Below are 10,655 nucleotides of genomic sequence, written 5' to 3' on the forward strand. Positions count from 1 at the left end.
AGCCACTCCTGCAAAAGCCCACCGGCATGGTCGTGATGGCGTTCACCGCCACACCTCAATCGGAACTGTCGTATGTGCGCTTTGAAGGCCGCGCGGTGACGTTCCTCGCGACGGCAACCTTCCTGCCGCACAGCACGACACGACTGCGTTAACGCTCGCGGCCGCGCGCCGCTACCGCAACATCATCTCACCTTTTTGGACATGGACCGTGCGCCGCTGCTTCGGCGCCCGTCCGGCTTCACCGAGCGAAGCGCGCTTACGGCTTCAGCATGCCGAGCGCATGCATGTAGGTTTCGAGAATCGTTTCCTGCTCTTCGCGCTCGGTGGGCTCGATCTTGCGCAATTTGATGATCTGGCGGAGCGCCTTGACGTCGAACCCGTTGGCCTTGGCTTCGGCGTAGACGTCGCGGATATCGTCCGAAATCGCCTTTTTCTCCTCTTCGAGCTTTTCGATCCGCTCGACGAAGGCCTTGAGCTGATCCTTCGCAAAACGGAAGGACGCGTCTTCTTTCTCGGCGGCGGCGGACGCGGGCATTGCGACGTTTCTCCTTGTATCTGGCCATTCGTTTTCGAGATCGGGCGGCGATGGGTCAAGCCACCATTGGCTCTGCGCCCGTCTTCCACAGGTGCGGAAAATCGCGGTTGAATTTCGAAAGGATCGGCGCTGCTTAGCGCAGCAGCGCCTGCGCCTCGGTTGCGAGTTTCGCAACCAGCGCTCGCGCCGGCATCTCGACGCCGAGCCGCGCCGCCTGGCCGGACCAGAGCGGCGTGAAATCAGGAGAGCCAGCCGCTTCAGCCTTCGCCCGCAGCGGCGCTATGGCACCCGCCGCCAGGGGAAAGGCCGGGGCCTCCGAAACCGGTCCGAAGTCGCGCATCAGCCGGTTCATCAATCCGCGGGCGGGGCGGCCGGTCATCAGATTGGTCAGCGCGGTGCCATCGTCGCGCGCCTGTTTCAGCGCGGCGCGATAGGGCGCGGAGATCCTCGACTCCGGACAGAACAGGAAGGCCGTGCCGATCTGCACCGCGCTTGCGCCGAGAATGAAGGCGGCAGCGATGCCGCGTGCGTCCGTCACTCCGCCGGCCGCGACCACCGGAACTTTCACGGTATCGACGATCTGCGGCACCAGCGCGAAGGTACCCGGCTGCGTCGCGATATCCTCGCTGAGAAAGATACCGCGATGGCCGCCCGCCTCATTGCCCTGTGCGATAATCGCGTCAATGCCTCGGTCTTCGAGCCATTGCGCCTCGGCAACGGTCGTCGCCGAGCTCAAGGTGATGATGCCGGCATCCTTCACACGCTGAAACAACGCGGGCGCCGGCAAGCCGAAATGAAAGGATGCGACTTCCGGTTTCAATTCGAGCACGAGATCGCAAATCGCTTCGTCGAACGGACGGCGGTTGCTGGTCGGCACCGGGGCGGCCGGATCAATCCCGAGTTCCTTGTAATAGGGCGCAAGCCGCTCGCGCCACGCCGCCTCGCGCGCGTTGTTGAGGTCCGGAGGCGTGTGACAGAAGAAATTCAGATTGAGCGGCCGCGTGGTGCGCGCGCGATATTTTGCGACCTGCTCGCGGATCTGCTCGAGACCAAGCATGGCGCAGGGAATCGATCCAAGCCCACCGGCCTCCGCCACCTCGACCGCAATATCATGATCGGTCGAGCCGGCCATCGGCGCCAGCACGATGGGATGCTCGATCTTCACAAGATCGGTGAAGCGGCTGTTTGGCCAGGCCATCGTGAACCTGCGGTCTTGCGGCGACGGCAGACTGTAGCGTGTCACGCCGGACCGCGCTCATGAAAATTCATGCCCCGGTTCGCGCGCCGGATCACCGCCGCGCCGACGAAATGCCGGTAATCACGCAGGCGCAGGCGCCGAGGAAGGTGCGGATGGAGCGAGACCGAGCGTCACCACGAAGACGTTGCGATCCTCGCGATCCTCCCTGACGTCGAATCCGAGTTCGCGGCACATGGTCAGCATCGTGGTGTTCTCGCGCAGAACCTGGCCGTGGATGCGGCTCAGTCCCTCCTTGCGCGCATAGTCGATGATCAGCTCCATCAGCGCCCAGCCAAGGCCAATACCCTTGCAATCCGAGCGCAACAGAATCGCATATTCGCCGGTCTCGTGATTGGGATCGACATGCAGCCGCACCGCACCCATCATGGCGTTCGCACTTTCGTCGAGCGCAAGCAGGGCAATCGAGCGTCCGTAATCGATCTGCGTCAGCCGTGCGATGAAGGCGTGCCCGAGATCCTTCACGGGGCCGAAGAAGCGCAGCCGCAAATCGTCAGGGCTGACTTTCGGGAAAAACGCCTCATACAGGCTTTCGTCCTCGGGACGTACCGGGCGCACGGCAATGCGGCGTCCGTCCTGCAGTGTGATGCTCTGCTCCCATTCTTTCGGATAGGGCCGGATCGCGAAATGCGCGTGGTGCCGCTGCCCCGGCCTGGAGGGCACAGGATCGATCGAAATCCGCGCATCCAGCGCCAGCACGCCCGCGTCATCTGCAAGCAGCGGGTTGAGGTCGATTTCGAGAATCTCGGGAAGGTCCGCTGCGAGTTGCGAGAGCCGCACCAGCACCATCGCCACGAGATCCCGGCGCGCCGCCGGCACATTGCGGTAGGCGTCGAGCAGTCGAGAGATCCGCGTTCGTGCGATCAGTTCGAGGGCGCGGGCAGTGTCGAGCGGCGGCAGCGCAATCGCCTTGTCCTTGACGATTTCCACCGCGACCCCGCCATGGCCGAACACGACCACGGTTCCGAAGGTCGGATCGCGCGCCAGGCCCGCGATCAGCTCACGCGCCCGTGGCCGTGTGATCATCGGCTGCACAAGAACGCCGTCGATGCGGGCTCTGGGCCGCAGCCGGCGCGCATTGGCGATGACCGCTTCGGCCGCGGCCCTGACATCGGCTTCGCTCGTGAGACTAAGGCGCACGCCATCGACGTCGGATTTGTGCTGGATGTCACGCGACAGGATCTTCACCGCAACGGGTTGGCCTTGCCCGATGAAAGCGCGCGCCGCTTCTGCCGCCGCCTGCGGGTCCGCCGCCTTGCGCAGCCCGACCGTGGGGATGCCATAGGCGCTCAGGACCGCATCGGTTTCGAACGGGTCGAGCCAATCGCGGCCATCGCGACGCGCTGTCTCGACGATCGCGCGCACCGCCTGCTCATCGCCCCTGAAGTCATCCGGGGCCGCAGGACGCGCCATCAGCGACTGCAGGAGGTCCGCACGCCGCGCGAGATGCGCAAATCCGCGGATCGCTTCGACCTCGCTCGCGTAATGCGGCACATGCGCGGCGCGAAATACCGCTTCGACCTCTTCCGCTGCCCCGATCCACGAGGTCAGGACTGGCTTGGGATTGAAACGACGCGAACGATCGGCCGTGATGACATCGCAGACGGCCTTGGCCGTACCGAGCGAGGAGGCCAGCGCAGTCTGCACATCGAGGATCAGCACCGCGTCGTTCTGGGGATCGCCGATCAGGGCCTCGAGCGCTGTGGTGAAGCGCGCCGCATCGGCATCGCCGATGATGTCGACAGGATTGGCACGCGACCACATCGGCGGCAACGCTGCATCGAGCCGCGCCATCGTCTCCGTCGAAAGGCTGGCCGGCCGAAATCCCTGATCGACGAGGCTGTCGACCGCCAGCACACCAAAGCCACCGCCATTCGTCAGGATCGCCAGGCGGCTTCCTTCCACGCCGCGGCAATGCGCCAGGGTCTGCGCCGCCGCGAACAATTCCGCCATGTCTTGGACCCGCAGCAAACCAGCCCGGCGAAACGCCGCGTCATAAACAGCGTCCGACCCCGCCAATGCACCGGTATGCGTCGCCGCGGCGCGCCTGCCTTCGTCGTGACGACCGGATTTCACGACAACCACCGGCTTCACCCGCGCCGCCGCGCGGGCCGCCGACATGAATTTCCGACTGTCCTTGATCGATTCGACATAGAGGAGGATGGCCTGCGTGCGCCGATCCAGCGCAAAGAAATCGAGGAGATCGCCGACATCGACATCCATCTGGTCGCCGACCGACGCGATTGCCGAAAAGCCGATGTCGCGACGCAGACCCCATTCGGCCATGGCGGCCGCGATCGCTCCGGACTGCGAGATGACGGCGAGCGCACCTGAGTGAGGCATTGCCGCAGCAAAGCTCGCATTCAGATTGACCGGCGGCGCAATCACGCCAAGGCAATTCGGACCGACGATGCGCAGCCCCCGCGCGCGCGCTGCACGATGCATCCGGTCCGCGAGCGACCCTTCGCCATGACCGAGCCCGGAACTGATGACAATGGCTGCGCCGACGCCGCGGGCCGCTGCTGCTTCGATGATAGGAGGCACCGACGCTGCGGGCGTCGCGACAACGATCAGATCCGGCGCGGCATCGAGATCGTCGATCGAGCTTGCGCAGCGACGGCCGTCAATCTCGCGATATTTTGGATTGACCGGATCGATGCGGCCCGGAAAGCCCGCAGCGAGAACATTGGCGTAAACCGCACCGCCAAGCGATGCGTTCGGACTTGCGCCCACGACGGCAATCGATTGCGGCGCGAAAAGCCGGTTCAGTCCGTAGATCGACATGCGTGCCTTCGTCCTCGGCGTGCCAAGAAGCAATGCTTAGCAGACCCGGCGGGAAGGCATTTTGACATGAACCAAATGGTCACAGCCGAAAGGATCACAGGCCGCAATTCACGGCCCGGAATCGAAAAGGGACCGGCCCGCGGCACGGTCCCTTTGCTGATAGAGTCGCTTAAGAAACCGCTCAGCGTTCCACGAACGCCTTCTCGACCACGAAATGTCCGGGCTCGCTGTGGCTGCCTTCGACGAAGCCTTCGGCTTCGAACATAACGCGCAGATCCTCCAGCATCGCGGGACTGCCGCACAGCATGACCCTATCGGCATCGATCGACAGCCGGTCCTGCTCAAGATCATCGAACAGCTTGCCGGAGGAAATCAGGTCGGTGATGCGGCCGCGATTACGAAACGGCTCGCGCGTCACGGTGGGGTAATAGTGCAGCTTGCCGTCCAGCATCTCGCCGAAGACCTCATCGGCGCGCAGGCGGGAGACCACCTCTTCACCATAGGCGAGTTCTGAGACCTGACGGCAGCCATGAACCAGCACGATCGAGCTGTAACGCTCGTAGACATCGGGGTCCTTGATCAGGCTGACGAATGGCGCGAGCCCCGTCCCCGTCGAGAGCAGCAGAAGACGCGATCCGGGCAGCAGATTGTCGACGATCAGCGTGCCGGTGGCCTTGCGCCCGACGAGGACGATATCGCCCTCCTTGATCTTCTGCAGGCGCGACGTCAGCGGTCCGTCCGGCACCTTGATGCTGAAGAATTCCAGGTTTTCTTCGTAATGGGCGCTCGCCATGCTGTAGGCGCGCAGCAGCGGACGGCCATCCACCTCAAGGCCCATCATGGCGAATTGGCCGCTTTGGAAGCGGAAGCCGGGATTTCGGGTGGTGGTGAAACTGAACAGCGTGTCGGTCCAGTGGCGGACCGAAAGGACCTGTTCCCGATTGAGATTGCTCATAGGCGCCGGTCGCGTGTTTCGGACCGCTGCTGCATTGCAAAAAATGACTGCCTTTGCACGCGAAAAAACGCTAATTCTTCAACAAAACAAAGGACATCTGCGCAAAGCGCATGGCGGAGAAAGGCCTTTCCCGAAACCCCGGAAAGGAAGAAGGGCTGCCCTTGCGGACAGCCCTTCCATTGTCAAACCGCAGCCCGGTTTCTCGGACTGGCTGCATCCGCCGTCTCAGGCGGCCGCGTCCTCGAACGAGCCGAGGGACCAGTTCACAAGCCTCCGCGTCTGCGGCGATAGACAATGAGACACTGGATCACCTCCTTTCGGTTGTTAACGATGCATGGAATCTAGGCACCAGGGCCTGATTCGAAAAGGCGAAAAGTCCGGCAGGCACTGCCTGCCGCACGATCAATGCCGGTGGCTCTTCTCGAACGCGGCCTTCTGCTCGGGACTCGCCTCTTTCTGGTATTTGGCGCGCCATTCCTCATAGGGCATGCCGTAGATGGCCTCCCGGCTTTGATCCTTGGACAGCGGAATGCCCTTTTGATCGGCGGCCTCCTTCATCCAGTTGGACAGGCAGTTGCGGCAGAAACCGGCGAGATTCATGAGGTCGATGTTCTGAACATCGGTGCGTTCGCGCAGATGCGAGACCAAGCGGCGAAAGGCAGCGGCCTCGAGCTCCAGGCGGGTCTGGTCGTCCATGGGGAACCTCGTATCGTGACGGGCGGAAGATAGGGCCGGACGCCCCCGATTGCCACGCCCAGCCCGCCGCCCGCGGCGGGAGGGTGACTTCGACCGGACGGAGCCATAAAGCTGGTGCGAAGCAAGAGCCGACTATCCGATGTCGCAACCCGCCGCCACCTCTGCCGACCACCGCCGTGAGGCCATCGCCCTGACCGCACTCGTGCTCGGGGCCATCGCGATGGGCGCCTCGCCGCTTTTCGTGCGCGTGGCGGATGTCGGCCCCTTCGCCAGCGCGTTCTGGCGGACCGCCCTCGCCCTGCCGTTTCTCGCGGTGTGGGCGGCGACCGAACCGCGGCCGCAGCGCGCCTTCTCCAACCGCGCGGTCTGGCTCTCCGGACTGATGTTCGCGGGCGACCTGTTCTTCTGGCATCTGGCGATCCTCGCCACGACCGTCGCGAACGCCACCTTCTTCGCCACTACCGCGCCGCTCTTTGTCGCCGTCGGCGCCTGGTTCCTGTTGTCCGAGCGCGTGAAGCGGCACGGCATCATCGGGCTCGCGCTTTGTCTTCTCGGCGGCGCGGCGCTGGTTGGTCACAGCTATGGCTACGCACCTGACCGGCTGACCGGCGATTTCTACGGTATCGTCACCGCCGTGTTCTTCGCCGGTTATATGCTCGCGCTGCGCGCCGCACGGCGCGATGTCGGCGCCGGCACGGTGTCCTTCGTCTCGGCTGCGATCACGACGGTCATCCTGTTCGCGATCGCCTATGCGCTGGAACCGCGCATGCTGCCGCAATCGTCATACGGATGGACGGTGCTGATCGCGCTGGCGTTGATCTCGCAGGTCGCAGGACAAGGGCTTCTCGCCTTCGCGCTTGGCACGTTGCCGGCACCATTTTCGTCGCTTGTGATCTTCCTCGAGGCGGTGGCGGCCGCGCTGTTTGCCTGGATCCTATTGAAGGAAGCGCTGGAGCCGCTGCAATGGCTCGGCGGCGTACTGATCCTCGCAGGGATCTGGATTGCGCGGCCGCGCTCCGTACCCGCGGGCAGCCTGCCATGACAGCGCCCCGCGCCTTTCTCGAGCGGCTGTTTGAGACCGCGATCGCCGCCGCGCATCCATCCCGTTGCCTGCCGCCACTTCTGCCGGACGCGCCAAACACGGGTCGACTGATCCTGCTTGCAGCGGGCAAGGCCGCAGGCTCGATGGCCGAAGCCGCGGAGGCCCATTATCTCGGCGCCGGCCTTCCCAGGAGTCGCCTCACCGGAATCGCGGTCGCGCGTCACGGCTATGGACGTCCGCTGAAGGTCGTGGAGATGGTGGAGGCCGGCCACCCGCTGCCCGATCAGGCGGGGCTCGACGCCACCAGCCGCACGATCGCGCTCGCGCAAAGCGCCACCGCCGACGATCTCGTCCTCGTTCTGATGTCGGGCGGCGCATCGGCCAACTGGATCGCACCAGCGCCCGGTCTCTCACTCGAAACAAAGCAGAGCGTAACGCGCGCATTGCTGCGCTCGGGCGCGTCGATCGGCGAGATCAACACCGTGCGAAAGCATCTCTCGCGTATCAAGGGCGGCCGGCTCGCCCGTTACGCCGCTCCGGCAAGGCTCGTGACCATCGGCATCTCCGACGTCCCGGGCGATGATCCCGCCGTGATCGGCTCAGGTCCCACGGAGCCCGATCCGTCGACGCTCGCCGATGCGCGATCGATCGTCGAGTGCTACCGGCTCGACTTGCCGCCGGCGATATCCGAAGCGCTCCACGATCCATCCAATGAATCGCCCAAGCCCGGCGATCCCGCTTTTCGCGATACGCGCTACCTGCTGGCGGCACGGCCGGCAGGCGCTTTCAGGGCGGCGGAAACGGCAATCCGGGAGGCGGGCTTCGAATGCATGTTCCTCGGAGACCGCATCGAAGGCGAAGCGCGGGAGGTTGCGGGCGCGCAGGCCGCACTGGCGCGCGAGTTGAGGGCGAACGGCCGGCGGGCCGTGATCCTGTCGGGCGGCGAGCTGACCGTCACGATACGCGGCAATGGCCGGGGCGGGCCCAATCAGGAATTTGCCCTGGCGCTGGCCCTGCAACTGGACGGTGAGACCGGCATCGCGGCCCTGGCCGGCGATACCGACGGCACCGACGGCGGCGCCGGGTCGGCCGACGATCCCGCCGGCGCTTATGTGGACGGCACGAGCGCTGCCCGCGCCCGCGCACTCGGTTTTGATCCGGCGATCTGCCTTGCCGACAACAATTCGACAGCATTCTTCGCTTCACTCGGCGATCTGATCACGCCGGGCCCGACCTTTACGAACGTGAATGATTTCCGTGCGATCATGGTGAACAGCATTGACGCGGCTTAAAATATCACGGAAAAACAGCAGGTTAGCTCGTTTCCGGCCGATGGATTGATCTGACGACCGTGATCCGATTGCCGTTCCCCCTTCTCCGTTCCTTGTTCGGCTCAGCCGTCGCCTGCAAGCTCGCGCTGGCCGCCGCCGCGTTTGGCCTCTGGTCGAGCGAAGCCTCGGCGGACTTTCGGATGTGCAACAACACCAGCGGCAAGGTCGGCATTGCGCTTGGCTACAAGGACAACGAAGGCTGGGTGACCGAAGGCTGGTGGAATCTCGGGCCACGCTCCTGCGAGACGCTGCTGCGTGGCAACCTCATCGCCCGATTTTACTATGTCTACGCCGTCGACTACGACCGCGGCGGCGAATGGTCGGGCAAGGCGTTCATGTGTTCACGCGAGAAAGAATTCACGATACGCGGCACCGAAGACTGTCTGGCGCGAGGCTACGACCGAACCGGGTTCTTCGAGGTCGATACCGGCGAACAGCGCTCGTGGACCGTGCAATTGACTGAGACCTCGGACCAGTCACCACTTTCGCCCGGGGGCCCCTCGTTCACCCTGCCCCAGACCGGCACCCGCTCCCCGCTCAGCCTGCCGCCGGCCCCGCCACCAAACACAGGAAGTCCTCGACGATGAGACGGCAGCGCCGGACCAAGATCGTCGCAACGCTTGGCCCGGCTTCGTCGGACCGAACGATGATCAAACGCCTGTTCGAAGCAGGCGCCGACGTATTTCGCATCAACATGAGCCATACCTCGCATGAGCGTATGCGCGAATTGATCGCGATGATCCGCTCGGTCGAACAGGAGCATGGCAGGCCGATCGGCATCCTCGTCGATCTGCAGGGGCCGAAACTGCGGCTCGGTACGTTCGGCGGCGGGTCGGCCGTGGTGGCGAAGGGCGACACCTTCGTGCTCGATGCGAGCGATGCGCCCGGCGATGCCGGACGTGTCTATCTGCCGCATCCGGAAATTCTCGAATCCGCAAAGCCTGGCCAGACGCTGTTGCTTGATGACGGCAAGGTGCGGCTGCGCTGCACCGCTGCCGAGCCGGGGCGGCTGACGACGCAGGTCGAGGTCGGCGGCAAATTATCCGACCGCAAGGGCGTCAGCCTGCCGGACACCATGCTGCCGTTCTCGGCACTGGCGCCGAAGGATCGTTCCGATCTCGAAGCCGCTCTCGATGCCGGGATCGACTGGCTGGCGCTGTCCTTCATCCAGCGCCCCGAAGACATCGCGGAAGCGAAGAAGATCACGCGCGGCCGCGCCCTCGTGATGGCGAAGATCGAGAAGCCGCAGGCTGTCGAGCGGCTCGAGGAAATCATGGAAGCCAGCGATGCGCTGATGGTGGCGCGCGGCGATCTTGGCGTCGAGATGCCGCTGGAGAAAGTGCCGGGCATCCAGAAGCAGATCACCCGCGCGGCGCGACGGGCCGGCAAGCCGGTGGTGGTCGCAACGCAAATGCTCGAATCGATGATCGCAAGCCCGGTGCCGACCCGCGCCGAAGTATCGGACGTGTCGATCGCGGTGTTCGAAGGCGCCGACGCCATCATGCTGTCGGCGGAATCGGCGGCCGGGCAATATCCGGTCGAAGCGGTCGCGACCATGAACCGGATCGCCGAAGAGGTCGAACGCGATCCGACCTATCGCAGCGTGATCCAGGCGCAGCGCGCAGCGCCGGAAGCGACGGGTGCAGATGCCATCGCCGCCGCCGCAAGGCAGATCGCCGAAACGCTCGATCTGTCCGCCATCATGTGCTGGACATTTTCAGGCTCGACGGCGTTACGCGTCGCGCGCGAGCGGCCGCAGCCGCACGTAGTCGCGATTTCTCCGAATGTCGCAACCGGGCGACGGCTTTCGCTGGTCTGGGGCGTGCATTGCGTAATCGCCGAAGACGCCCACGACCAGGACGACATGGTGGAGCGCGCCTGCCGCATCGCCTTCGCCGAAGGCTTCGCCAAGGCCGGCCGCCGCGTGATCATCGTCGCCGGCGTCCCGCTCGGCACGCCGGGCGCCACCAACATGCTCCGCATCGCGTTTGTCGGATCGGATCAGCCGGACGCGTAAACACGACCACGGCCGCCCTCGTTAGCCCCGATCACATTTC

General features: G+C 64.7%; 9 protein-coding genes. 4 read left to right on the top strand and 5 right to left on the bottom strand.

Translation table 11 applies throughout. The features are described from left to right. Positions 1 to 256 precede the first annotated feature (256 nt). From VN004_RS18020 to VN004_RS18040, 5 genes are all read right to left on the bottom strand, one after another. On the bottom strand, positions 257 to 535 hold the full coding sequence (locus tag VN004_RS18020) for a DUF2312 domain-containing protein (protein ID WP_325612965.1): 279 nt from the start codon (positions 533 to 535) through the stop codon (positions 257 to 259). A gap of 133 nt (positions 536 to 668) precedes the next feature. After that, positions 669 to 1,733 (bottom strand): nitronate monooxygenase, encoded by a 1,065-nt coding sequence (locus tag VN004_RS18025; protein WP_325612980.1) that lies wholly within the window; start codon positions 1,731 to 1,733, stop codon positions 669 to 671. Positions 1,734 to 1,853: 120 nt separating this feature from the next. After that, complete coding sequence (locus VN004_RS18030; RefSeq protein WP_325612967.1) at positions 1,854 to 4,574, bottom strand: bifunctional acetate--CoA ligase family protein/GNAT family N-acetyltransferase; 2,721 nt, start codon at positions 4,572 to 4,574, stop codon at positions 1,854 to 1,856. Between the two features lie 181 nt (positions 4,575 to 4,755). Then, positions 4,756 to 5,529 carry a ferredoxin--NADP reductase gene (locus VN004_RS18035; RefSeq protein WP_325612969.1) on the bottom strand — a complete coding sequence of 258 codons (774 nt, stop codon included), beginning with the start codon at positions 5,527 to 5,529 and terminating at the stop codon, positions 4,756 to 4,758. A gap of 402 nt (positions 5,530 to 5,931) precedes the next feature. Then, positions 5,932 to 6,225: a DUF1244 domain-containing protein gene (locus VN004_RS18040; RefSeq protein WP_325612971.1), complete on the bottom strand. Its 294-nt coding sequence runs from the start codon at positions 6,223 to 6,225 to the stop codon at positions 5,932 to 5,934. Between the two features lie 139 nt (positions 6,226 to 6,364). Between VN004_RS18040 and VN004_RS18045 the strand changes: the two genes are divergently transcribed. From VN004_RS18045 to pyk, 4 genes are all read left to right on the top strand, one after another. Next, positions 6,365 to 7,267, top strand: a complete 903-nt coding sequence (locus VN004_RS18045) for a DMT family transporter (protein ID WP_325612973.1) — start codon at positions 6,365 to 6,367, stop codon at positions 7,265 to 7,267. Then, positions 7,264 to 8,559: a glycerate kinase gene (locus VN004_RS18050; RefSeq protein WP_325612975.1), complete on the top strand. Its 1,296-nt coding sequence runs from the start codon at positions 7,264 to 7,266 to the stop codon at positions 8,557 to 8,559. Before VN004_RS18045 ends, VN004_RS18050 begins: the two co-directional genes overlap by 4 nt. 92 nt (positions 8,560 to 8,651) lie before the next feature. After that, on the top strand, positions 8,652 to 9,185 hold the full coding sequence (locus VN004_RS18055; protein ID WP_325612977.1) for a DUF1036 domain-containing protein: 534 nt from the start codon (positions 8,652 to 8,654) through the stop codon (positions 9,183 to 9,185). Further along, complete coding sequence (pyk, locus tag VN004_RS18060) at positions 9,182 to 10,615, top strand: pyruvate kinase (protein ID WP_325612978.1); 1,434 nt, start codon at positions 9,182 to 9,184, stop codon at positions 10,613 to 10,615. Before VN004_RS18055 ends, pyk begins: the two co-directional genes overlap by 4 nt. Positions 10,616 to 10,655: the final 40 nt, after the last annotated feature.

This window comes from Pseudorhodoplanes sp., from assembly GCF_035565855.1.
GTDB lineage: Bacteria > Pseudomonadota > Alphaproteobacteria > Rhizobiales > Xanthobacteraceae > Pseudorhodoplanes.

Bases quoted from the DNA above. Each gene is read 5' to 3' on its own strand.
- VN004_RS18040 (WP_325612971.1), bottom strand. From the start codon at position 6,225: ATGGACGACCAGACCCGCCTGGAGCTCGAGGCCGCTGCCTTTCGCCGC.
- VN004_RS18035 (WP_325612969.1), bottom strand. From the start codon at position 5,529: ATGAGCAATCTCAATCGGGAACAGGTCCTTTCGGTCCGCCACTGGACC.
- VN004_RS18050 (WP_325612975.1), top strand. From the start codon at position 7,264: ATGACAGCGCCCCGCGCCTTTCTCGAGCGGCTGTTTGAGACCGCGATC.
- VN004_RS18045 (WP_325612973.1), top strand. From the start codon at position 6,365: ATGTCGCAACCCGCCGCCACCTCTGCCGACCACCGCCGTGAGGCCATC.
- VN004_RS18020 (WP_325612965.1), bottom strand. From the start codon at position 535: ATGCCCGCGTCCGCCGCCGCCGAGAAAGAAGACGCGTCCTTCCGTTTT.
- VN004_RS18030 (WP_325612967.1), bottom strand. From the start codon at position 4,574: ATGTCGATCTACGGACTGAACCGGCTTTTCGCGCCGCAATCGATTGCC.
- VN004_RS18025 (WP_325612980.1), bottom strand. From the start codon at position 1,733: ATGGCCTGGCCAAACAGCCGCTTCACCGATCTTGTGAAGATCGAGCAT.
- pyk (WP_325612978.1), top strand. From the start codon at position 9,182: ATGAGACGGCAGCGCCGGACCAAGATCGTCGCAACGCTTGGCCCGGCT.